General features: G+C 63.1%; 23 protein-coding genes and 1 pseudogene. 13 read left to right on the top strand and 11 right to left on the bottom strand.

Annotated elements, in window-relative coordinates; all coding sequences use genetic code 11:
- Positions 1–9: 9 nt before the first annotated feature.
- Positions 10–750 (bottom strand): hypothetical protein, encoded by a 741-nt coding sequence (locus tag FEJ81_RS01680; protein WP_138243635.1) that lies wholly within the window; start codon positions 748–750, stop codon positions 10–12.
- Between the two features lie 47 nt (positions 751–797).
- The gene (locus FEJ81_RS01675) at positions 798–2,183 is read right to left on the bottom strand and encodes a sodium:calcium antiporter (RefSeq protein WP_138243634.1); all 1,386 of its coding nucleotides are present in this window, start codon (positions 2,181–2,183) and stop codon (positions 798–800) included.
- Positions 2,184–2,420: 237 nt separating this feature from the next.
- Between FEJ81_RS01675 and FEJ81_RS01670 the strand changes: the two genes are divergently transcribed.
- Both FEJ81_RS01670 and FEJ81_RS01665 read left to right on the top strand, forming a co-directional pair.
- Positions 2,421–3,449 (top strand): LEA/WHy family protein, encoded by a 1,029-nt coding sequence (locus FEJ81_RS01670; RefSeq protein WP_138243633.1) that lies wholly within the window; start codon positions 2,421–2,423, stop codon positions 3,447–3,449.
- A 39-nt stretch (positions 3,450–3,488) separates the two neighbouring features.
- Positions 3,489–3,952: pseudogene (locus FEJ81_RS01665) on the top strand (pyridoxamine 5'-phosphate oxidase family protein).
- Between the two features lie 117 nt (positions 3,953–4,069).
- Here FEJ81_RS01665 and FEJ81_RS01660 read toward each other — a convergent pair.
- Positions 4,070–5,452, bottom strand: coding sequence for an FAD-dependent oxidoreductase (locus tag FEJ81_RS01660; RefSeq protein WP_138243632.1), 1,383 nt, complete (start codon positions 5,450–5,452; stop codon positions 4,070–4,072).
- A 384-nt stretch (positions 5,453–5,836) separates the two neighbouring features.
- Positions 5,837–6,688 carry an ion transporter gene (locus FEJ81_RS01655; protein ID WP_138243631.1) on the bottom strand — a complete coding sequence of 284 codons (852 nt, stop codon included), beginning with the start codon at positions 6,686–6,688 and terminating at the stop codon, positions 5,837–5,839.
- 174 nt (positions 6,689–6,862) lie between these two features.
- On the opposite strand from FEJ81_RS01655, the gene FEJ81_RS01650 reads away from it, so the two are divergent.
- On the top strand, positions 6,863–7,486 hold the full coding sequence (locus tag FEJ81_RS01650) for a class I SAM-dependent methyltransferase (protein ID WP_138243630.1): 624 nt from the start codon (positions 6,863–6,865) through the stop codon (positions 7,484–7,486).
- Between the two features lie 60 nt (positions 7,487–7,546).
- On the opposite strand, the gene FEJ81_RS01645 is transcribed toward FEJ81_RS01650, so the two are convergent.
- Positions 7,547–8,203: a hypothetical protein gene (locus tag FEJ81_RS01645; protein ID WP_138243629.1), complete on the bottom strand. Its 657-nt coding sequence runs from the start codon at positions 8,201–8,203 to the stop codon at positions 7,547–7,549.
- 373 nt (positions 8,204–8,576) lie between these two features.
- Between FEJ81_RS01645 and FEJ81_RS01640 the strand changes: the two genes are divergently transcribed.
- Both FEJ81_RS01640 and FEJ81_RS01635 read left to right on the top strand, forming a co-directional pair.
- A complete protein-coding gene (locus FEJ81_RS01640) occupies positions 8,577–9,320 on the top strand; it encodes a hypothetical protein (RefSeq protein ID WP_138243628.1) in 744 nt (247 codons plus the stop codon).
- A 114-nt stretch (positions 9,321–9,434) separates the two neighbouring features.
- Positions 9,435–9,830 (top strand): hypothetical protein, encoded by a 396-nt coding sequence (locus FEJ81_RS01635; RefSeq protein ID WP_138243627.1) that lies wholly within the window; start codon positions 9,435–9,437, stop codon positions 9,828–9,830.
- On the opposite strand, the gene FEJ81_RS01630 is transcribed toward FEJ81_RS01635, so the two are convergent.
- Positions 9,756–11,192, bottom strand: coding sequence for a DUF389 domain-containing protein (locus FEJ81_RS01630; RefSeq protein ID WP_138243626.1), 1,437 nt, complete (start codon positions 11,190–11,192; stop codon positions 9,756–9,758). The two genes, FEJ81_RS01635 and FEJ81_RS01630, sit on opposite strands and share 75 nt — an antisense overlap.
- Before the next feature lie 318 nt (positions 11,193–11,510).
- Between FEJ81_RS01630 and FEJ81_RS01625 the strand changes: the two genes are divergently transcribed.
- Together FEJ81_RS01625 and FEJ81_RS01620 are read left to right on the top strand one after the other, a co-directional pair.
- The gene (locus FEJ81_RS01625; RefSeq protein WP_138243625.1) at positions 11,511–12,380 is read left to right on the top strand and encodes a hypothetical protein; all 870 of its coding nucleotides are present in this window, start codon (positions 11,511–11,513) and stop codon (positions 12,378–12,380) included.
- Positions 12,380–13,186, top strand: coding sequence for a hypothetical protein (locus FEJ81_RS01620; protein ID WP_138243624.1), 807 nt, complete (start codon positions 12,380–12,382; stop codon positions 13,184–13,186). Before FEJ81_RS01625 ends, FEJ81_RS01620 begins: the two co-directional genes overlap by 1 nt.
- Positions 13,187–13,377: 191 nt before the next feature.
- On the opposite strand, the gene FEJ81_RS01615 is transcribed toward FEJ81_RS01620, so the two are convergent.
- Complete coding sequence (locus tag FEJ81_RS01615; RefSeq protein WP_138243623.1) at positions 13,378–13,596, bottom strand: hypothetical protein; 219 nt, start codon at positions 13,594–13,596, stop codon at positions 13,378–13,380.
- Positions 13,597–13,957: 361 nt separating this feature from the next.
- Here FEJ81_RS01615 and FEJ81_RS01610 point away from each other — a divergent pair, with 361 nt between their 5' ends.
- On the top strand, positions 13,958–14,647 hold the full coding sequence (locus tag FEJ81_RS01610; protein WP_138243622.1) for a glycosyltransferase family 2 protein: 690 nt from the start codon (positions 13,958–13,960) through the stop codon (positions 14,645–14,647).
- Positions 14,648–14,751: 104 nt separating this feature from the next.
- Here FEJ81_RS01610 and FEJ81_RS01605 read toward each other — a convergent pair whose 3' ends face one another.
- Positions 14,752–14,913 (bottom strand): preprotein translocase subunit Sec61beta, encoded by a 162-nt coding sequence (locus tag FEJ81_RS01605; RefSeq protein WP_138243621.1) that lies wholly within the window; start codon positions 14,911–14,913, stop codon positions 14,752–14,754.
- A gap of 118 nt (positions 14,914–15,031) precedes the next feature.
- Here FEJ81_RS01605 and FEJ81_RS01600 point away from each other — a divergent pair, with 118 nt between their 5' ends.
- The gene (locus FEJ81_RS01600; protein WP_006180412.1) at positions 15,032–15,301 is read left to right on the top strand and encodes a thioredoxin family protein; all 270 of its coding nucleotides are present in this window, start codon (positions 15,032–15,034) and stop codon (positions 15,299–15,301) included.
- A 219-nt stretch (positions 15,302–15,520) separates the two neighbouring features.
- On the opposite strand, the gene npdG is transcribed toward FEJ81_RS01600, so the two are convergent.
- Entirely contained in the window at positions 15,521–16,189 is a 669-nt protein-coding gene (gene npdG / locus FEJ81_RS01595) for an NADPH-dependent F420 reductase (RefSeq protein ID WP_138243620.1), read from the bottom strand.
- A gap of 125 nt (positions 16,190–16,314) precedes the next feature.
- Positions 16,315–16,572: a hypothetical protein gene (locus tag FEJ81_RS01590; protein ID WP_138243619.1), complete on the bottom strand. Its 258-nt coding sequence runs from the start codon at positions 16,570–16,572 to the stop codon at positions 16,315–16,317.
- Between the two features lie 107 nt (positions 16,573–16,679).
- On the opposite strand from FEJ81_RS01590, the gene FEJ81_RS01585 reads away from it, so the two are divergent.
- The 3 genes from FEJ81_RS01585 (at position 16,680) to FEJ81_RS01575 (ending at position 21,187) form a co-directional block, all read left to right on the top strand.
- Positions 16,680–17,504, top strand: coding sequence for a glycerophosphodiester phosphodiesterase (locus FEJ81_RS01585; protein ID WP_138243618.1), 825 nt, complete (start codon positions 16,680–16,682; stop codon positions 17,502–17,504).
- A 328-nt stretch (positions 17,505–17,832) separates the two neighbouring features.
- Positions 17,833–20,295, top strand: coding sequence for a cbb3-type cytochrome c oxidase subunit I (locus FEJ81_RS01580; RefSeq protein WP_138243617.1), 2,463 nt, complete (start codon positions 17,833–17,835; stop codon positions 20,293–20,295).
- Positions 20,296–20,419: 124 nt separating this feature from the next.
- Positions 20,420–21,187: a Nif3-like dinuclear metal center hexameric protein gene (locus FEJ81_RS01575; protein ID WP_138243616.1), complete on the top strand. Its 768-nt coding sequence runs from the start codon at positions 20,420–20,422 to the stop codon at positions 21,185–21,187.
- A gap of 135 nt (positions 21,188–21,322) precedes the next feature.
- Here the strand turns inward: FEJ81_RS01575 and FEJ81_RS01570 are convergent, their stop codons facing one another.
- Positions 21,323–21,706 carry an ACT domain-containing protein gene (locus FEJ81_RS01570; RefSeq protein ID WP_138243615.1) on the bottom strand — a complete coding sequence of 128 codons (384 nt, stop codon included), beginning with the start codon at positions 21,704–21,706 and terminating at the stop codon, positions 21,323–21,325.
- 251 nt (positions 21,707–21,957) lie between these two features.
- Here FEJ81_RS01570 and FEJ81_RS01565 point away from each other — a divergent pair, with 251 nt between their 5' ends.
- Positions 21,958–23,016, top strand: a complete 1,059-nt coding sequence (locus FEJ81_RS01565; protein ID WP_138243614.1) for a deoxyhypusine synthase — start codon at positions 21,958–21,960, stop codon at positions 23,014–23,016.
- Positions 23,017–23,054 lie beyond the last annotated feature (38 nt).

Genomic DNA, 23,054 nt, shown 5'->3' with positions numbered 1-23,054 from the left:
CGGCCGAACTCAAACGAAGAGCAACAGGACGGCATAGCCCGCCGCACCGCCCGCGAACGCCCAGAACCGGCTCTCGCGGTCAGACGGCAGTTCTTCCTTGATCACGTTGAGAACGATGCCGCCGGCCAGAAACGGCACGAACACCGCGAGGAGGAGTTCGGTCTCCTCGAGGACGTAGCCGGCTCCGAATCCGGCGATCACCGCCGCCGACAGCACCCACCGACCGCGGCGGTGGTACGTCGCGCCGTGATGGGTCCGGAGGCCGTCGTCCGTGACCAGAAAGTGCAGCGCCATCGCGACGGAAAACAGGAACAGACTACCGAGTTCGCGATCCCACAGGAGATAGCCGACGATACCGTTGTAGGCGGCGAACGAGCCGACGTGGACCCAGAACAGCCTCGCTCCGGTAGTCTCGTCCTCTCGTCTCCGGTCGTCGGTGGTCAGACGAGCGAGTTGCTCGAGGCCGTAGAACACGACGAACCCGAGGAGGGCGATCAGATAGCCGTGGTGTTCGGCGACGCCGGTCGCCGGTCCGTGTTCCGCGAGCGTCGCCGCGGCCTCCCGGACCTCGGGCAGGAGGTGGACGAACACGTACGCGACCGAGACGCCGCCGGCGATCGACAGCCATCGGCTCCGGGGAATTCGGCCGCCGACGCCAAGCCGACCGGCGAGGAGGTGAACGGCAGCGAGAGCGATTGCGGCCGCGATCGTGAGCGCCGTCTCCGACCGCAGCGGACCGCTCGAGAGCATCGACAGGGTCGACGACAGCTACGAACGTAGACGTATGGCCGGCGACTTCAGTCGTCGGCGCTCTGGGGCTTCTCCCCGCCGATCGACATCGCGTCGCCGACCGTCCCCGCGGTTCGCCGGACGAGCCGACCGAGCGCCCGCCGGCGGCTGACGAACAGCGCCGTCCCGAGCACGAGGTAAATCGCGCTGTAGACGAGCAGGAGTTGGGTGCTCGAGACCGGCAGGGTGACGAACTCGCGGATGATGGCGAACTCGAGGAAGACCTGCGAGAGGAACAGTGCGAGCAGCGTGAGCGCTTCCCCGACCGAGATTTCGAACCGGATCAGCAGCGAGATGGCGAAGAACGACTGCGCGGCAGTGAGCCAGATTTCGGCCGACTGCTTGAAGTCGAACGAGAGGGTGCCGTACTCACCCAGCGCGATCGAGTGAACGACGACGAGGGTCCCGATGAGCAGCGTCCACTGGTTGAGCTTCGAGGAGATCAGTGCGTTAAAGCCCGCCGTCGAGCGCGCCTTGTTCACCAGATAGACGACGACGATGAGTTCCGGCGCTTCGGAGGCCAGCGGCGCGATCCACTGGATCATGAAAAACGAGGGAATGCCGACGCTCTCGCCGAGGGACTCGAGGCCGTGGGCGAACGGCTCGACGGCCGTGAAGATCAACAGGCCCGAGTAGGCAAAGAGGAGGAAGACGGTCGCGATCCGGCGCGGCTTCGAAAAGTTCTGGAGGTACGCCGGGACGCCGACGTGGTCCATGTCCGGTTCGACCTCGCCGCGGAGGATCACTGCGATGTAGCAGACGTACAGGCCGACCAGAAACAGCATGTCGAAGATGTCGATACCACCGTTGAGCGGGACGAGAAATGCCCAGAGCGTCGCGAGCAGCAGAAAGACGATCTCGAGGCCGATCTCCCGATCGAGGATGACGACGTTGGAGAAGCGGCCGGATCGCTGCTCGACCGCGGGATCGGCGGCCGAACCCCGGCGGAAGATCGTAAAGAGGGCGACGCCGGCCCAGCCGATACCGATGAGGATTCGGTTCGCGCCGGTCATGTTGGCGACGGCCAGGTTGCCGGCCTCGATCCCGCGCTCGGTGCCCGCGAACACGCCCGCGTTCCACGCGTAGAGCGCGTCGACGGCGTACTCGGGCGCGACCGCTAACACCGCGAGCACCGCGATCGCGAACGCCTGTGGGACGTCCTTTTCAGCCGTTTCCGCGGCCCACGCGAGGAGGAACGCCGCGCCGAGGACGGCGAGCCCGGTCACGATTACCGTCCCGAGAGTCGACAGGGTGGTGAGCGCGACCGGCGGTTGGTACTCGAACCCGGCGACCGTTGCGAGCCGAGGGAGGAGATCGGTGGCCCCCGACACGACGACCCAGGGGAGTGTCAATGCGACTGCGGCCGAAATCGCGCCGAGCACTCGTCGTCTCATGGAAATCGTACTGGAACCCGCAATCGGACCGTCATAGGTACTGCGTTGCGATGGTGATGGTGCCTGCGACTGCCCAGTCTGCGGTCGTCGAGCGGCCGGCGGGGCCGATATCGAACTCGGTACCCGTCCCTGGTCTCGAGCCGCGAACTGGCCACCGCACAACCAATCCCCCCGGACTTCAACGGCTTGAACGTGTAACGCGCGGGTCGAACTACGGCCGTGCGGGGGATTCGATAGATGGGCCCCGGCCGCCGGACGTGGATGGTGATTCTCGTCGCGATCGGCCTGATCGTCGCAGCCGCGGGCTACGGGCTGCTCGCGGTGGACCGGCCGCGAGTCGAATCGGTCGACAACGAGTGGGGAACCGTCACGAGCGAGCGAACCGAAGTGGAGACCACCGTCACCGTCGACAACCCGCGGTTGCTTCGCGTCGGCGACGCCGCGGCCGACGTCTCGTATACGGTCCGCCTCAACGACATCGAGGTCGCGACGGGGCGCGAGGAGGGCGTGGCCGTCGCCGGTCGAGAGAGTCAGGTGTCCGTGTCGACGTGGATCGACAACGACGAGATCCCGGGCTGGTGGGCCTCCCACGTCGCCAACGGCGAGACGACCACGGTCCGAATCGAACCCGATATCGTCGTCGACTACGCGGGTGTCCAGTATCCGGCGGACCGGTGGACGCGAACCCGGACCGTGCAGACGGACCTGCTCGAGCCGTTGCAGACCGACGAGCGACGCGAATTTCGCGCCAGCGGCCGGACGCTGTTCGTCGTCGAAGCGACGGACGCACGGTGGGGCAACGCCACCGCCAACCGGACGCCGATCGAGGCGTCGGCGACCGTAACCAATCCGACGCCGCTCCCGATTCCGATCGCGGAGATCGGGTACACCGTCCGGTTGAACGGGATCGTCGTGGGACAGGGCGTCGCCGGCGAACAGTTCGTACTCTCGCCGGACAGTACCCAGACGCTCGAGGCCGGCGCGGCGATCGACACCGACGAACTCGACGAGTGGTGGGTCACGCACGTCCGGAACGACGAGACCTCGAACCTGACCGTCGACTTCACCGCGACCCTCGAGTACGGCGGCAGTCAACGGGAGGTCCCGCTCGAGTTCCTCTCGTACGAACGGACGTTCCGGACGGACATACTCGGATCGGCGGACGACGCCGGTGTGACCGACTCCGAGGCGGGACGAGAGCCGGACCAGACGAGGACGCAGAGCCAAACTAGCAGCGTCGGGGCCCGAATCGAGAGCCGCCGTTAGGTCGAACGTTTTCAACGGTCCGCCGCGAAGGTCTCGAGCATGACCGACTTCCGCGGCGCGTGGACCGAGGACGAGGTCGAGGCCTTCCTGCAGGAGGCGGAAATCCGATCCGACTCGCCACCCACCGGCCGGACGGCTCGCTCTGGCTCGTCACGCTCTGGTTTCGCTATCGCGACGGCTCGCTCGAGTGTGCGACGCAGGCGACCGCGGACGTGGTCCGCTTCCTGCGGAACGACCCGGAGATCGCCTTCGATATCTCGACGAATCGGGTTCCCTACCGCGGTATCAGGGGCAACGGAACCGTCGAGGTCTCCTCGGAGAACGCCACGGCGGTCCTGCGCGACCTCGTCGAGCGCTACCTCGGCGACACGGACTCGCCGCTCGCCCAGCGATTACTCGACGACGACCGCGACGAGGTTCGGATCCGGATCGAGCCCCGCGAGATCTTCAGTTGGGACTACACCGAGCGGATGGGCGAGGGCTCGAGCGAGCGCTCAGAATAGGCCGATCACGTCAGACGGCATCGGTCGGGTTCCGGCCCCTTCGAATCGCCCGCTGTCGGGCGAGACACGAGAGAGAGAATAGAAACCGATCGAACGGAGTCGACGCGGCGCAGTCAGTTAGTCGTCGGCGTCGGGTGCAGCGACTTTCTTGCCGGCGGAATCGTCGCCGCGCGGGAAGTTATCGATCGTCTCCGACCGGAACGCCTCCTCGTCGAACTCGTAGTCGCCGTCGAGGAACTCGAGGAGCGTGTGCGTGTCGCGCATGGCGTTCTTGAGACAGGTCGAGGCACCCGGCGACGGCGTGATGTTGAAGATGATGTCGTCGCCGACGATTTTGGCCTCGCCCATGTCGAGGGACTTGTTCTTCGTGTCGACGATCTGGGGGCGGACGCCGCCGTAACCTTTCGCGCGTTCGATGTCCTCGAGTTCGACGCTCGGGACGACCTTCTGGACGTGGGGCAGGAACTGTTTCCGGCCGACGTTCGGGAGGTCGTAGACGAGGTTCCGGAGCACGTACGGCAGGAGGATTCGGTCCGAGAGGATGTTGGCGTAGCTCAGGAACGCCGCCGCGTTGAGTCCGAACACGTCGAGGAAATCCTTGACCGTCGAGATGCGGCCGCGCTCGAGGGTGGGCACGAGTTTCGCGGTCGGTCCGAAGCGGGTGATGCTGCCGTCGTGGACGTCGGCGTCGCCGTGGACTGCGGCGAAGGGCAGCTTCTTCATCTGGAGCGTGTAGACCTTCCCGTTCAGGAGGTCGTCCGCGAGGAAGAAGCTCCCGGCGATGGGGAGCAGGACTTTGTCCTGCCCGTAGCCGAGTTCCTTCGCGATCTGGAGGCTGTGCGAGCCGGCGGCGACGACGGCGGCGTCGGAGTCGAAGCGGCCGTTATCGGTCTCGATCGTGTATCCGTCGAGCGTCGGCGTGATGTCCTCGACTTTCGTCCCGGTGTAGACATCGACGGTGGCTTCCTCGCTCGCCTGCTCGACGAAGGACTTCGTCGTCTCGCCGTAGTCGACGACGTAGCCGTCCGGCGTCTGGAGCGCGAGCATGTCCGTGTTGGGGTCGCGGCCCTCGACGACCTTGGGCTCGAGTTCGGCGATCTCCTCGCGGTCGATCGGTCGGAGTTTCGGGAAGAGGTCGCCGAAGCCTTCCTCCTCGTAGCGCTCCTCGAGTTCCGCGACCTCCTCGTCGCCGACACCGAGCACCATCTTGCTGCGTTTCGAGTGCATCTCCCGGTCGGGGTCCTGATTCTCCAGATAGCCCGCGAGGAGTTCCGCCCCCTCTTTGACCTCTTCGGCCTTCTCGAGCGTGTAGTTGGTCTCGATATCCCCGAAGTGGAGGGTCTGGGAGTTGTTCGTGTGGTGGGAGTTGATCGCTGCGATCTCCGATTCCTTCTCGATCAGCGCGATCGAGTCGATATCAGTGAACTTCGCGGTCGTGTACAGGAGGGACGCGCCACTGATACCACCGCCGACGATTACGAGGTCGTATTTACCAGACATTATTGGAATGTGTGAGTCGGTAGTACATACGCTCGACTCCAGACTGATAACTCATATTTTTTCGATCTCTATTTCGTCACCTGTCGATGCCGTCATCGACGAGCGTATATTCGGTCTCAGGACGACGGGAATAAACACACATCGGTCGGTAGAAACCGCGGCACAGGAGGGATTTCGTGATTCAACTCTGTTGTTTCGCTGGCGTTCGCGCCGTCGTTTCGGTCACCCAGACCGACTGTCTCGTCGATTTTTGACCGTTGCGATATCGACAGTTGTCGTACCACCGAGCGCCCGTCCTCGAGTGCGGCAGCGAAGACACGGTGTGTTACCAACAGCTGTTGAGGCAGGGTGTCTTCGGAACGAAAGTAAACTCTCGAGGCGTTCTCATTCGGAGCCGTGATTGTCGGATTCGAACTCCTGATAGATGACGTGACCGCACGCCTTGCAGTGGGAGGCGTCCCGGTCGTGAGACGATAGTCCGCAGTTCGGACACGCGACGTTGACCGTCCCCCTGTGGCTCCACTCGCGGACGATCTTGCTCGCCTGCCACGGGAGCACGATGATCCCTGCCAGGATCGCCGCTACGGTAATCCACCGGCCTGCGGTCGTGACCGGGACGATATCGCCGAACCCGACGGTCGACAGGGCGACCACGACGTAGTAGAAGGCGTCGCCGAACGTTGCGACGTCGGGATTCGCGGCGTATTCCGCGCTGTAGAACAGGCCGGCGGAGACGAACAGGAGCACCAACACCGTCAGCAGCAACTTCAGGGCACGCAACGCGTTGTCCGAAATCGTCCCGAAGAAGAACTCGGCGTCCCTCGTGAACCGGTAGAATCGGAGGACGCGGACGACCCGGACCACGCGGAGAAAGCCGGCGTTGGCGGCCATCGTGACACCCGGCAAGCCCGCCACGAGTAGCGTCGGGAGAATCGCGATCAGGTCGACAATCGTGTAGGGGTTGCGAAACTCCGCGAGTCGATCCTCGGCACCGTACAGCCGCAGGACGTACTCCGCCAGAAAGACGACGGCGATCGCGACCTCGAGTCCCCAGAGGAACGACCGGAGGTCGTCGGAGAGGGGATAGGTTTCCGCGACGAAGGCCGCGACGAACACGAGGTTCAACGCCAACAGCGCGATGTCGATCGCCTTTCCCAGCGGCGTCCGATGATCGAGCAGGTAGAAACGGACGGTCTCCCGAAGCGTTCGGGTTCCGGGCGACGAGTCTGTGGTCATTCGACAGCGGTACTCCTCGCAGGAGATACGTAGGCCCTCGGATTATCGTGCCCTCGGCCGCCCGAAGACGGGGTCCGTCCTCGGCTCTCGGACCCCGCACGGGAACCGACGACAGCGGCCGGCGAGAATCGGACGAGTCGACTAGGCTTTAGGTGTCCGCCGAGAACGACACACGTGAATTCTAACGAGGTCCGCCGTCAGTGGGCAGAACGGTCCGGCGCATATTCACCGGAGTATTACGCCTACTACGGACCGGACCATCGGAGCGAGTCGATTCACGGCATTCTCGATCGGTTCGTCGACCGAGACGCGGCCGTCCTCGAACTCGGCTGTAGCTCGGGCCGTCACCTCGCACATCTCTACGAACACGGCTTCGAGAATCTGCACGGCATCGACGTCAACGACGACGCCTTCGACGTGATGGAAGAGACCTACCCCGACCTCGCCGCCGGCGGCACGTTTTATCACGACACGATCGAGGACACCGTCGGCGACTTCGCGGACGGCCGATTCGATATCGTCTACTCGGTCGAGACGCTCCAGCACATCCACCCCGACGCCGAGTGGGTGCTCGAGGACCTGACCCGGATCACCGACGACCTCCTCATCACGGTCGAGAACGAGGGCGACGACGACGGGTCGGAATCGGACGGCCCCGACGTGAGCTACGTCAACGACGACTTCCCGCTGTACCACCGCGACTGGAACCGGGTGTTTACCGATCTCGGCCTGCTCGAGGTCGACGCCGAGTCGGGGAAGCGAGACACCGTTCGCGCGTTCCGCACTCGGGAAGAGTAGTCCGTCCGCGTCGCGTCTCGAGGCCGTCGCTGGTCCGAATTTATCCGACCCGGGTCCGGGTTACTCCGCGCCCGAACTCGAGGGACGCGGTTCTTCTCGGTCGTCCGGGTCCGAATCGTCCTCGTCCGTCTCGACTGAGTCGGCAGCGGATTCGTCGACCGCTTGGCTGACCGTTTTCTCGACCTCCTCGCTGACAGTGTCACTGACCGTCTCCTCGACTTCCTTGCTGACCGTGTCGGTAACCGTCTCTTCGACCGTCTTGGTCACGTCCTCACTGACGGTCTCCCCGACTTTTTCGGCCACGTTGTCGACTTCCTTACTGACGGTATCGCTGACCGTCTCTTCGACTTCCTTACTGACGGTATCACTGACGGTCTCTTCGACTTCTTTGCTGACAGTATCGCTGACCGTTTCCTCGACTTCCTTGCTGACCGTCTCTCCGACTTCCTTACTGACCGTGTCGGTGACCGTCTCTTCGACCTCCTTACTGACCGTGTCGGTGACCGTCTCTTCGACTCGTTCGGCGACCTCGGTCGTCATCCAGTCGGGGTCGAATCGGGCCATCTTCCACACGACGTGGATGACATAGGAGGCCAGCACTCCGAGCCCGAACGCGACGCCGACACTGGTCTCGACCGCGACGATGAGTGCGACCGCAGCGAAAATCATAATCCCGTACGCGAGGTCGACCACGAAGTCGACGCGAGTCGGGTTCATCGAGCAGAACTCTCGAGCAAACTAGTATAATCGGTTTCCGTATGCATTATCAGATAGATGGGCTCCAGCGGAAAATACCCGTCTACTCGAGTCCAGACTCACGGACGACCGTTCGGCTCGAGGAACCGGCCACTGCGGTTCGAACGAGGGTAGATTACGGGTACGGTTCCGCCGTCGTCCGCCGAGCGTGGCGGAACGTCGGTTCGATAGCACTCGAGCAGGTGAACCATATGATCGAATTGACTCTTTCGGTGCTCGGCGCGGACTCATTCACACGGACAGCGGTTCTGACCACCGGCTTCGATAGACCGATTTCTATTTGATTATACCGAAACCGGAAGGTATTATTCACATGCATGATATGGTGGGACCGATGCGACGACGACGCTATCTGGTGACGGGGGGAACGGGTGCGCTCGGGGCGATTGCGGGCTGTACCGGCTCGCTCGAGGACGACGAGTGTACGCCCGGGTCCGATCCGATTTCGGAGATCGAGCTCGACTTCGCGGGGTACACCGAGAGCGATCGATACACCGACGAGACGTATCACGTCCGGGGGACCGTCGTCGAGCAGGGTTCGACCCGCGTGGTCATCGACGACGGAACCGGTCTCGCGGCGGTCAGCGTGGCGAGCAGCGAGTATGTGTTCGACACCGAGGAGTTCGATATCGGTGATTGCATCAGCGGAAGCGGATCGCTCCACGTTTCACGGGCCGGGCAACACGAGATGCCACACGTCGGCCTCGAGCCCGAGGAGATCGAGTTCGGGAGTTCGGAGAAAGACATCTCACTGCTCCCTGATCGGCCGAACCAAACCGTCTCGTCGGATTACGACGGCCTCGATGAGGAGATTACGGTCACCGTCACCGGTGACGCCGAGATCCAGTCAGACCGGTTGCTCGTTCGGTGGCGCGAGTACGAGTCGGAGACCCCGTGGACCGAAGCCGATCGCGAGTGGTGGCACGAACTGACCGACGTCGAACCGGGCGAGCCGATCCCCGACGGCAGTCAGTTCACTCGCGCGACCAACAGTTTCGACTACAGCGCCCTCTGGCTCAGCGGCGATCGGGGCTGGAGCCGCGAACTCGACCAGCTCAAGACCAACGACATTCGGTGACTGCGGGCCGTCGCGGATCGCGGTCTCGCGAACCGGTCTTCGAAGAAGCCAACTCCGGCGATCATGCTCGACCGGACGCAACGTTTTTGATCGCCACGTCCCACGAGACAGCAGATGGACGCCGAGCGCTGGTGGCCACCGTTCGTCGAGGTCATGGCGCTCGTGTGGATCGTACTGTTCGTCGTCGACGTTGCGGTCAGCGTCGACTTGCTCGCCGTCTCCGAATCGCTCACGGGGACGGTTCGCAGCGTCCTCCAGTGGCTCCTCATCGTCTTCCTCCTCGACATCGCGGTCCTCTACCGGTGGTCGGATCAGGGTCCGAGGCGGTTCGTTCGCTCGAACTGGTTTCTTATCCTCACCGCGGTCCCGTGGTTCCGACCGTTCCGACTACTCCGCATCGGCCGATCGATCCGCGCACTCCGGCTCCTCTCCGGGTCACGCCGGGTCGGCTCGTTCCTCAACAAGGTCCGTCGGAAGTGTCACAGCCTGTGGCATCGGCTGCGCCGATAAGGGACTCCGCAAGCGCGGCAGCCACTCGTCGACGTGCCACCACGCGCTCCGCCCGTCGGCTGCGTCGCCGGCCGCAACCGCGCGCTGGTAGTCGACGAACCGCACGTCGACGTGGACCGACCGACTCGTCTGCGCGTCGATCTCGGTCCGCAGGTCCGCCGCCAGCCCCTCGTGTTCGAGCCCGCTCGAGCGCCCCACGGTCACCGTCACCGAGACCTCGTCGCTGAACACGCTTGCGTCGTTGTACTCGGTCTGGACGCCGGCGAGTTCCAGCGAATTGTACTCGGGGTCGTCGAGCACGTTCTGGACTTCGTCGTTCACCTGCTGTTCGAAGACGAGGTGCTGGTACGTTCCGAGGGCCGTCACCGCGACGACGATCAGGAACAGGAGGACGATGACGGCGTACGCGCCCGTACGGAGCGAGACGGTCGCGTTCTCGCGGACATTGCGGATGACCGACGAGCGGTAACCGAGCGCGATGAGCGTGAGATACGCGGTGAGGTTGATGAACACGATGTTCATCAGGAGCAAGACGGCGCCGCCGGCGACGATGAGCGGCTCGCCCCACGCCGTCCCGATGCCGGCCGCGGCGGCGGCGGGCACGATGGCCGCCGCGACGGCGACGCCGGCCAGCGAGACGGGGAGATCGGTCGCGAGCGCGAGCGCGCCGGCGAACCCGGCCGCGATGGCGATGACGAGCGTCAGGAGGTTCGGCGTGGCGAACGCGCCCACCTGCCCGACGCGACCGACGGACAGCGTCGGCTGGACGAACCCCGTCTGTTGTAAGAACACGCTCATCACGACCGCGCCGACGTACGCGACGACGAGCCCCGTCACCTGCGACGTGGCGCTGTCGACGACCATCTCGCGGTCGCTGATGACGGCGCCCGCGCTCGCGGAGAGCGTCGATCCCGCAAAGGGCGCGATCACCATCGCGCCGACGATGACGATGGCGGAATCGAGCAGGAGACCACCGACCGCGACGACCGCGCTCGCGACCGCAAACGCGAGGTACGTCGCCGTGTCCGGGGTCAGGTCCGCCGCGCGCTCCCGGATCTCGGCGTGCGAAGCGCCCCGCTCGCCCTTCGGTCCCTCGACGTAGCGGTCCGTTATCTCCTCGGCGTTCGGGACGCTCGCCCGGTCGACATCCGTCACGACGGTGTACGTCTCCTCGTCGAGTCCGGCGTCGTACAGGTGCTCGAGGACCGTGTCTGCGGCACCCGCCGGAACCGGGATTTCCGCTATGCTCCCGTCCCGGCGGCCGTCGGCCTCGCTGAAAAGGAACTCGATCTCCATCTCCGAGAGGGCCGTCCGTACCGCCTCGCGGTCCTCGTCGGGAACGAAGACCCGAATGAGTCGCATACCGAAGGGGGACTGTGTACGCCTTTTATTAACGACTGACTACGGCCAGTAGCAGCGTGAGTAGGGAGATGACGGGACAGTCGCTCGAGTAGCTTGTCTCCTCGCGGTACGTGGACCGAATAGAACGGTGGTTGCAGGAGCACGGGTACGTGGTGGTGCCGCATTTTATAATATGTGGGAACATTCCTCATACAATAACAATATGAATAATTATTGACTTGGACATATTAGATAAATACTTGCTATGTATAGCTCTCTTATCAACCATCACTGGTATGAACCTAGAACTTTAAAGGGAATCAACTCTTACCTTGCTCTGTGTCAGAAAACATCTCCCCGCTTGAAAACCCGCTTCTCCAAGAAGACGACTACACCGGGAGGATGTATCACTTGAGTCTACCTGAAACGAAGGAACCCAACTGCGGATGGTTAAAACAGGAACTTGAGGGGTCGTCAGTTGACTTAGACGAAGACGACCTAGCTGATCGCGACGATCTTCACATTCCAGAAGTTTTCCGATCAGGGGTTGACAACGAAGCGCAAATCGCTTCAATCAAAAATGTATCCGAATTCCATCAGGAAGGACTAAACGGAATAATGGGATATCTGGTTCACAACGAGTCAGATACCGTTAAATATGATAACAAGGAAGTATTGATTCTTGACCAACAATCTACGAAATTCCTGGTCTTCGAAGTTAGTGGCCAAGCATTTCTACTAATGCTAGCAAGTCGAGAAATCATGAGGAGAGTATACAATATCCTGTCCAATACACTGGAGGAGTTCGGTTTTATCGTTGATGAAATCACGCTCAATCACTCCGAGTTTGAGGGTATTGCAGAGAGTCTCGTTGATACTCATCTTATGACTGCTGTAGAAGACTACGAGGACAGCAATATCGAAAAGAAGCATATTATGGGTCATGGTTTCGGTGAATCTGAAGAGTATAAACGCGAGAAACGCCAAGGAGCCGTACATGGCCAACGGTTCGGAACATCCCAACTCGATGGTAGTAGCAAGACAATCCAGATATCGGACGACTGCCTGATTCGAAGCTACAATAACATCACCCTCTCAATGTATCTCTCAATGATTGCATCGCACATCGTTCCAAGTCTCTCACTGACGATCCAGACATCGGTGTCAGCATACACCTCAGAAACACCTAGGCTCCATACAGAGGACTGATGCCCCTCCTTGAATCACTGCTATCCGCCGACCATATTCAAGGCGCACTTGTTGTTCTCATTATCCCAGTGGTCACAACTACGGTTGACTATATTCTTCAATCACTCTTCGAAAAGAAGGCGTTTGAGCCGATATGGTCTGGAGTAAAACGAAAGTGTAAGTCTTGGAGAACGAAGCGTAACAAAATCACTGCGGATTACGAGTTCAGCATCTATCTCGACACAGATCTGCCGGCCGACGCACCACGTGAAACAGCAGCAACAATCCTGAATTCGGTTGATGAACGCAGTGACGGTGATTTCCAAATTGTTGAACAAAAATGGAGTGACGACGGGAATGAAATGGATGTCAAAGTCAGATACAAAGACGAGAAAGATCCCTACGAGCTGACCTTGAACTTCATTCCGGGTGGATCTGAGGGAAGTCCATTCGATACAGAGTATGACTCTTCAATCGGAAGTATCGGCGTGAATATTACGTTTAGATTTGAGTTTGGAAAGCTTCGAAACTCGATTATTGACTTGATGCTGTTCGCTAGATTCCTCCGGAACTCTGTTACCGATAAACTAGAGGTTCGGTCGGTAACAGATGGTCGGTTTATCGTCTCACCTATTGAAAATGATCTCACTTTGGATGAGTGGATCAAAAAAGAGCAGTTCGATGTGAGCTTGTTACTTGAATCCGAAGACGGCCGAAGTGCTGTCGAGTTCCATCGGGACAAAGCGATTATTAGCTCTCCTCATACTGATGTTGATGACGCGACAGTTGAGTATATCCGAGCAACTCTGTTGAATTACTACTTGTAGCTAAAGTAGAAAATATTCGATGGTTGTATAGTGTTAGTGGTACATGGAAATCGGTGGCCTCGGCACTCATAGGGCTCGTCACCACCGGATGCCGAGTCCGGCTCGGAGCGGGTGCATCGTCATCGGCCACGCGAGACTACCGCCGTCGCTCCAAAGACGGTTTGGGTTCGCCGGCGAAAATCGCACGACCGTTACGAGCCGTCCGCGCTCTCGTTCGCAAAGGCCGCGTTCCACTCGTCGATGAGGTTCTCGAGTCGCCCCGTGTTCCGATGCGAGAACATCCGCTGGGCGCGATCGGTGGGCGTCCGCGGGTCCTCGAGGGCGCTCGAGTGAGGTGCTTGCGGACGGGTCGTGGGTCGGTTGGGAGTCGGTTCGGCGTCGGACGTGAACTGCGGATTTCGGGTGCTCATGTCGGTCGGGTGTGGATTTCCGTCGAAAAGCGGTACTCGTCGTCAGCAACGGGCTCACGCTACTACGTGTACGACCGACATCTCTACGCCATCCTATCCGCCCCACCGTTATAAAAGTTCATGATAGATAGTGGTCCTGTGGGGCGGTGTCTGAAACCAAGCATCACGATTTGTGTTAGCACGACTCGGCCAGCAGGAACAGCAGCTCTTTCGGCGAGTATCGGCGACTCGAGCCGTCGTTCGGTCGGTCCGCTACCACACCCACAACTGGCAGACAGCTATCGCCCGGTCCGCCCCCGCCAGGACTCGTCGGGACTCCGGTAGCTTGAGAACCCGCGGCCGAGTTCTCGTCCCTAACACGATGGCGAGCGACGACCGAGACGACGATGCCGGCGAGTGCGACGTGAGCTTCGTCGTGCCGGCGCGAAACGAGGCCGACTACCTCCGCGGAGCCTTGGCGAGTCTCACCGCACTGGACACGAGCTACGAGTACGAGGTGATCGTTGTCGACGGCCGTTCCACCGACGAGACGCCGGCGATCGCCCGCGAGTACGGCGCGACCGTCGTCCGCGACGCCGGCTCGAGCATCGCCGCCGCCCGGAACCTCGGGGCTGAGCGAGCGGCCGGCGAGTGGCTAGCCTTCATCGACGCCGACACCCGGGTGCGGGCGAACTATCTGACCGAACTGCTCGGCTTCGTCGAGGCCAACGGGCTCGCGGCCGCGAGTTCGTACTGTCGGATCACCGGTCCCCGACGGGCGAAGCTGATGGAACTGACGATCAATCACGTCTTCTCGCGACTCGAGCGCCCGATCCTGCCGGGGTTCAACTGTCTCGTCCACCGGCGAGCGTTCGATGAAATCGGCGGCTTTCCCCGCGTGGCGAACGAGGACACGGCCTTCAGCCGAGCGCTCGCCCGCCGGTTTCCGACGGCCTACTGTCCGGCCGTCTTGGTCGAGAGTTCGGGCCGGCGGGTCGCCGAAGACGGGTTGACGGGCACGCTGTGGCACTACCTCCGACTGGATCTCGAGCGACTTCGAACAGACTACTAAGCGAGCACGGGGAGACGAGGAAGGGCACGCGCGCCGGCCGTGGAGTGCGGACCAACGCTGCCGCTATCTGTGACGGTGGTGAGAGAAGGTGGCTGGTGTCCGCGTTACGCGACGATCGTCAGCAACTGGACCAGCACGCCCAGTAGCACGCCGAACGCGATGACCGTCTTGGGGTCGATACGGATGGCGTTCGAGTCCTCGGAGTCGAAGTACCGAACGAGTCCGGCACTGGACATCAGGCCACCGGTGTTCTGTCCTTTATCCATACCCGTTCCTATGGGCCCCTGAAACTAAACCTTTCGACCGGCCCGTGTCGGCGATCACGGCAATGCATTGGCAGTGGGAAACCCTTATGCGCGGCGCGTGGCAACTAGCGTTGACCGCATGACTGTCACACTTAAGGACTTCTACGCGGACTGGTGTGGCCCCTGCAAGACCCAGGACCCGATCCTCGAGGAGCTCGAGGACGACTGGGAGGGCCGATTCGAAGTCGAGAAAGTAAACGTCGACGAGAAACAGGACGTGGCAAACGAGTACCAGGTTCGATCGCTGCCGACGCTCATCATCGAGAACGACGACGGCATCGTCGAACGCTTCGTCGGCGTCACCCAGCGCGACGACATCGAGGACGCCCTCGAGTCGGCCGGCGCGTAATCGACCGGTCGCTTTTCTCCTCGTGAGCAACACCCCGCGGAGCCGGGCGTGCGGATCGGCCGGGACGTAGCCGGGCTCGAGCCCACGGACGAAACCCCAGCGGAGTCGCCGAACGACCGCGAACCCGCCGCTCGAGAACTCGATACTGAAATCGTTGCAGAAGCCGGAGCCGAGTTCAGGAGTCGTGCTCGAACGCGCCGAGCGAGCGCCCGCACGCGCTCAGGTCCACTTCACGCCGACATCGTGCATGTCCTCGTTGTACTTCGCGATGTTGATGACCAGCGGCGTGACGCTCTCGACTTCGGCTGCGTTGGCCAGCGGCCCCGCCTCGAGTGCGCGCAGGCCCTCGATCTCGTTGGCGATCGTCAGGACCGTGTCGCCGGCCGCATCGTCGTCGGCGACGACGAGCGTGTCGAGGTCGAGGTCGTTATCGAGGTTCGACAGCGCGTCGGCCGCGAGGTTGTGGAACGCGCCGACGACCGGGACCTCGTCGGGAGCCCGTCCGGCGACGAGTTCGGTGACGCTACCGGCCTCGGGCGGGTGATAGTGGAGTCCGTCCTCGTCGCCCTGCATGCCGACGGCGGGCGTCACCAACACGGTGTCCGAGTCGAGGTTGTCGGCGACCGCTTCGACGGTGTCGCCGACGTAGTACGGCGGGACGCTGAGGACGACGACGTCGGCCCGGTCGGCCGCCATCTCGTTGCCGAAGCCCTTGATGTCGACCTCGTCGGTGCGGTCCGCGAGTTCGTCCTCGTACTCCGCGACCGCGTCGCGGGCCTTCTCGGGGTCCCGGGAGCCGATGAGGATCTCGTGGCCCGTATCGCGGGCGAGCCGCAGTGCGAGTCCTTCGCCGATATCGCCGGTGCCGCCCAGTAGTGCAATTCGCATACCCACCTCTCCGGACGGCACCCGAATAAAAGGGCCGGAGATCGGCCGATCTCGCCGGGTTCTCGGACGAAACGGACGGCTCAGTGATCCGTTCGAGCACTCGAGTCGGCAGCCCCACCGTACCGCTACGGCGCGTCGTCCTCGGTCGGGTTCATCGCCGCCCCCAAGCCGCTGTCGTAGGCGTCGCGCTCGGTCACCTCGCGGATGCGCTGTTGGAGTCGGGTCTCGAGTTCCCGTCGCCGTTCCTCGTCGACGTTCGGGTTCGACCCCAGATCGTCGAGATCCTGCTCGGCCGTCCGCAGGACGGCAACGGCCTCCTCGGTCTCGAGGTCGTCCGCACGGTCGAGCGCGCGTTCGACGTCGGCGAGCGTGGTCTCGGTCATAGCGAACGTTTGCTGGACACACGGATGAAAGACGGGCCGGGAAGCGCCACGTCGCCGCCTCGCACGCGATGGCGTACTTCCATTACCCGGCCGGCCGTCGCTCCGATATGGCCCGTCCCGCCGTCATCGCCCACCGCGGCTACGCCGGTATCGCCCCCGAGAACACCGTCGCCGCGATCGAGCGCGCCACCGAACACGACGAGACCGCGATGATCGAAATCGACGTGCGGCCGGCCGCCTGCGGGACGCCGGTGGTCGTCCACGATGAGCGCCTCGAGGGGACCCGCGACGGGCGACCGCTCACCGACGGGACCGGCCTCGTCCGGGAGACGCCGCTCGAGACGCTCCGGGAAACGCGAGTGCTCGGCACCGATGCCACGGTGTCGACGCTCGCGGACGTACTCGAGGCGACCCCCGAAACGGTCGGTCTCAACGTCGAACTGAAAGGGGCGGGACGGGCGGACCTGCGCGTCGACGGGTCGCTCCCATCGGGCGAACGCGCCGAGCGCCGCGAGGCGTGGCGGCCGTTCGTCGAACGCGTCGTCGCCGACTGCGACGCCTTCGGCGGCGATCTCCTCTTCTCGTCGTTCTGTGAGGGAGCCATCGCGGCGCTGCGCGACGTGACCAGCGAGTTCGCCGCTGCGCCCCTGATTCGGGACGACCTCGGGGCCGGCCTCGAGATCGCGCGCCGGTACGAGTGCGAGGCGATCCACCCGCCGCGGAGCGCGGTTCGCGACGCCGACGCGGCCCCTGAGAGAGCGACCGACCCCGGCCCCGAAATCGACGTGCTCGAGGCCGCCCACGGGGAGGGGCGAGCGGTCAACGTCTGGACGGTGACGAACTGGGTCCAGTTCGACCGGCTCGCAGCGGCCGGCGTCGACGGCATCGTCGCCGACTACCCCGGACTAGGGCGGGCCTCGAGCGATCGATGACGCCGTGAGCGACTGTCTGTGTTCATGAACCGCCGTCTGCGTTCGGGAACGGCCGTCTGTGCTCGGCGATTAGCTTCCGAAAAGGCGGTATAGGGGGCAAGAGCGTGTCAGAGGAGGTTATCCGAGCCATCGCGGTCGGCTGTGAGGGAAGTATCGCTTGCAAGCGCACCGGACATCTTGATGCGGAGAATCGTCGGAGTGTGTCGAGTATGGTTTCCGTCGTCTATTCGAGGAACCGTCTCGGCAGTCGGTTCGTGCGTGGGACTGGGGATGCCGGCCCGAAGCGCTGCCGGCTCGAGGCGCGTGTCCAGTTGGGAGGTGAGACCGAATGAGTGAGCTCCCGCCGCGGACCACCCTCAAGCGGTGGCTGGTCACAACCAACCACAAGGATGTCGGAATTCTCTATCTAGCGACGGCGATCTTCTTTCTGCTGTTCGCCGGGATCCTCGCGCTGTTGTTCCGTACACATATGTGGGAGTCCGGCGGGATCGGCCTCCTCGAGAATCAGGAGTTCAATCAGGCGGTGACGAACCACGGACTCCTGATGGTGTTCTGGTATCTCTCGCCGTTCGCGTTCGGCTTCGCGAACTACCTCGTCCCGCTCCAGATCGGGGCGAAGGACCTCTCGTTCCCGCGGCTGAATGCCATGAGTTACTGGTTTTACCTGTTTTCGGGAATCCTCATCGCCCTCGCGTTCTTTCAGGGGAGGGCCTTCGCCGGCGGCTGGTACATGTACGCGCCGCTGAACGTGCCGATGTACAACACGGCGATGGCGGCGACGTCCGGCGGGACGCTGACGATCCTCGCGCTGGTCCTGTTCGTCATGTCGACGACGATCGCGACGGTCAACTTCCTCACGACGATCCACTACGAGCGCGCGGAGGGGCTCGGACTGTGGAACATGCCGCTGTTCACGTGGTCGATTCTGCTGACCGTCTGGATGATGCTCTTTGCCTTCGCCGCCTTGCTCGCCGCCCTGCTGTTGCTGGTCAGCGACCGGATCTTACTGACCCAATACTTCGCGACCGATCAGGGCTCGAGCCTCTTGTGGGCGCATATCTTCTGGTTCTTCGGCCACCCGGAGGTGTACATCGTCTTCTTCCCGGCGCTCGGGGTGCTGTTCGAGACGTTCCAGACCTTCTGTGGCCGGCGGCTGGTCGGCCGCAAGTGGGTCATCATCGCGATGGTCCTCGTGGCCGTTCAGTCGTTCCTCGTCTGGGCCCACCACATGTTCCTGACGACGATCAACCTCCCGATCAAGACGCTCTTCATGGCGACGACGATCGGGATTTCGCTGCCCTTCGACCTGATGGTCTTCTCGCTGATCTACACGATGGTCAAGGGCCGGGTCCGCTTTACCACGCCGTTCCTGTGGAGTCTCGGGACGCTGGTGATCTTCATCATCGGCGGCATTACGGGGGTCTTCCTCGGGGCCGTCGTGCTGGACTACGAGTTCCGGGGCACCTACTGGGTCGTCGCGCACTTCCACTACGTGATGGTCGCCGGCTCGACGGCGCTGGTTGGCGCGGTCTACTACTGGTGGCCGAAGATCACCGGGAAAATGTACGACGAGACGCTCGGCAAACTCCACTTCGCGACGTACTTCATCGGGTTCAACCTGCTGTACTTCCCGATGTTCATGGCGTGGGAGACGCCGCGTCGCGTCTTCAACTTCAGTTCGGAGCTGACGATCTATCACCGGCTGGCGACGGTCGGGGCCTTCGTCCTCGCCGCGTCCTACCTCATCATGTTCTACGCGCTCGGCAAGAGCCTGCTCTCGGGCCCCGACGCGCCCGACAACCCGTGGGCGTACTCCCGGACCGCCGAGTGGGCGACGACGTCGCCACCGCCGCTCGAGAACTGGCCGGACCGGCCCAGCTACGCCAGCGGCAAACTCGAGTTCGTCGACGATGCGACGGCGGCCGACGGCGGGGCGGCCGCACACGAGCGAGCCGGCCAGACCGAGTCGCTCGAGGCGGAGCACGAAGACCACGCGAGCATCTGGCCGTTCGGAGTCGGGATCGGCATGTTCGTCATGTTCCTCGGACTGTCGGGACTGACGCCGTGGGTCGCGAACTTCGCCACCGAACGCGGAGCCGAGATACAGGAGACCGGTTCGACCGACCTCGTACACCCGGTGCTTTTCGTCGGCGGGATCGCCATCCTGGGCTACACGCTGTTCGAGTACGGCCGGGAACGGTTCCACGCGCCCGATCAGCCGATCGCCGAGCGCTGGCCGTTCGAGAACGTCGGCGGCACGAAACTCGGCGTCTGGTTCTTCCTCGCCTCGGACGTGATCGTCTTCGGCGCCGCCATCGGGGCGTACGTCTTCATGCGCCTCCACGCCGGCTGGGGTTCGTTCGAGACCGTGCCCCCGTCGGAGATCATCGGCCTCGTCAACACCTACGTCCTGTTGACCTCGAGTTTCACGGTCATCATCGCGCTCGTCATGGCCGAACGCGAGAACAAACGCGGCCTGCTGGCGTCGCTCGGCGTCACGCTCGCGCTCGGGCTCACGTTCCTCACGATCAAGGGCTACGAGTGGAGCCAGGAGTTCGCCCACGGCATCTACTGGTTCACCGAACTCGAGTACTCGCTGTACTTCGTGACGACCGGGCTTCACGCGTTCCACGTCATCCTCGGCCTGCTCATCGCCCTGTTCATGATATACCGCGTCGTGACCGTCGACGCCTACCTCCGGGATCACCGGCCGGTCGAGTACTTCGGGCTCTACTGGCACTTCGTCGACATCGTCTGGGTGATCCTGTTCCCGCTGTTCTACCTGATGTAGCGGGCCCGGCTCACGGTTTTCGGTGCAGTCGTCCGCGTTTCGCACGCCCGACTCGAGAGGGAAGCCGCCACGGGACCGGTCGGGATCAACCGGATACAAGACGCTCACTGCCGAACGGGCTGCTATGGAACTCTCGAACGTCGTCGATCGACTCGACGAAGAACTTGGAACCGCCGACTACGCCGACCTCGACGCCAGCGCGAACGGCCTGCAGGTCGGCCCGGACGAGGCCGAGATCGAGCGCGTCGCGTTCGCCGTCGACGGCGTCCGCGAGACGTTCGACCGCGCGATCGAGGCCGACGCGGACCTACTGGTCGTCCACCACGGGCTCTCGTGGGGCGGCTTCGACCGCGTGACCGGGCGGACCTACGACCGGATCGCGCCCCTGATCGAGAACGACCTCGCGCTCTACGTCTCCCACCTCCCGCTGGACGGCCAGCAGGAACTGGGCAACGCCGCCGGCGTCGCCGACGTGCTCGGCCTCGAGGACCGCACCCCGTTCGGTGAACTCGGCCCCGAGTACATCGGCCAGCGCGGGACGGCGGCCGACGCCTACGCCCCCGACGAACTGCGCGAGCGGCTCGAGGACACACTCGAGACCGACGGGGAACCCGTCCAGCACCTCGACTTCGGCCCCGACGAGATCGAGGACGTGGCGGTCGTCACCGGCAGCGGGGTCGACTGGCTGGACGAGGCCGCCGCGGCCGACGCGGACGCGCTGGTGACCGGCGAGGGGAAAGGCAAAGCCTACCACGAGGCACAGGAGGCCGGCATCCACGTCTTCCTCGCGGGCCATTACGCGACGGAGACCTTCGGCGTGCAATCGGTGCAAGATCTGGTCGAGGAGTGGGGACTCGAGACGACGTATCTCGAGGTGCCGACGGGACTGTAGTCACCTCTAGCGGTAAGTACAGGGAAAGCACTGACCGGAGCTGCTACCCGTATTTCTGAACATTGCTACAATCGACGTACGAGACGGAGAACGAGTTCGATCTACAGGTATCGCGGATCTCACTGTCGATCGCCATCAGTCGGTGACGTTACATCCCAAATCTTCGAGTCGCAGGACAGCAGCATCAAGCTCGTCTTCCTTGACAAACACGTGATCGGTTGAGTACGTAGAAATGACGAACACCGAAACATCTACTTCGGCGAGGGCTGACGCAACCGCCGCCAGAAAACCAACGAGTTCAAACGGGAGGTCCATCTCGAACGTCAGTCGCTTCCACCCGGACTCAATCTCACTGGCATCGACCGTATCGATATCGTCCTGCTCAACGACCACCGTGGTCTCCGTCTCGTCTTGGATGGTCGCAAATGCACCGGGATGATTGTGATCGGTCCGGCAGACTGCATATGTGTCGTCCGATACGCTGACTGTCCCGTTCTGGAGAAAATCCGTTGGATCCATACGGACGATGACTCTACAACGGCGTAAAAAAGTGTGTCATGAGCAACACAACCTTTCGGCGGTACTTGGGCATCTTTCTTGGCACCCTAGTTCACATCCTAACTGAGCAGTCGGTCCACGAATGAAAGCGTGATATCGATGGTGGCCGAGTGCTGCATCCGCATTTCGAGTGAGCGATTCTATGTCCCGCTCGAGACGACGGATCGAACCGAACCGCGGCGTTCAAACCGCTGGCTCGCGGATGCGAGGATATGAGCGACGACCACGAGCACGGGAGCGGCGACGGCGACAGCGAGGCGGACGGCCACCACGAGCCCGAGCGGGAGACCTTCTCGCACGATCCGGTCGGCCACGCCGAGGTCCGCGCGGGCATGACGGTCGGCGAACTCGCGGACGAGTACGGCAACGCCGGCGTCGGCGCGGCGGACCTCCACGAGGCCGTCGACGTGACCGAGTCGATGTTCGACGACGACGTGACCGTCTTCTTCGGGCTGGCGGGCGCGATGGTCCCGACGGGCATGCGAGCCATCGTCGCCGACCTGATCCGGGACGGCCACATCGACGTGCTCGTCACGACAGGGGCGAACCTCACCCACGATTCCATCGAGGCCATCGGCGGCAAGCACCACCACGGCGCGGTCCACGAGGAGGGCAAGACCGAGCGCGAACACGACGAAACCCTTCGCGACGAGGGCGTCGACCGCATCTACAACGTCTACCTCCCACAGGAGTTCTTCGCGACGTTCGAGTCCCACCTGCGCGACGAGGTCTTCCCGGTCCTCGAGGAGGACGGCGTCGTCCCGATCCAGCGACTCACCGAGGAACTCGGGCGGGCCAACGCCGAGGTGAACGAACGCGACGACATCGACGAGGACGCCGGCATTGCCGCCGCGGCCTACGAAAACGACGTGCCGATCTACTGCCCCGCGATCCAGGACTCCGTGCTCGGCCTGCAGGCGTGGATGTACTCCCAGACCTCCGACTTCTCGCTGGACGCGCTGGCGGACATGACGCCGCTTACGGACATCGCCTACCACGCGGACGAGGCCGGCGCGTTCGTCGTCGGCGGCGGCGTCCCGAAGAACTTCACGCTGCAGACGATGCTCGTCGCGCCCGACGCCTACGACTACGCCGTCCAACTGACCATGGACCCCAAACAGACCGGCGGCCTCTCCGGCGCGACCTTGGACGAGGCGCGCTCGTGGGGCAAACTCGAGAAGGACGCCGACAACGTCTCGGTCTACGCCGACGCGACGATCACGCTCCCGCTCGTGGTCGCCGCGGCTCGGGAACGACTCGAGGACGAGTAACGGCGGGTCTGAGTGGCGTCGCCCCTTTTCCCTGGGTG

Origin of the sequence: Natrinema versiforme (assembly GCF_005576615.1) — an archaeon.
GTDB lineage: Archaea > Halobacteriota > Halobacteria > Halobacteriales > Natrialbaceae > Natrinema > Natrinema versiforme_A.
The sequence above is the reverse complement of the archived record's forward strand: the minus strand, read 5'-3'. Positions and strand labels throughout refer to the sequence as shown.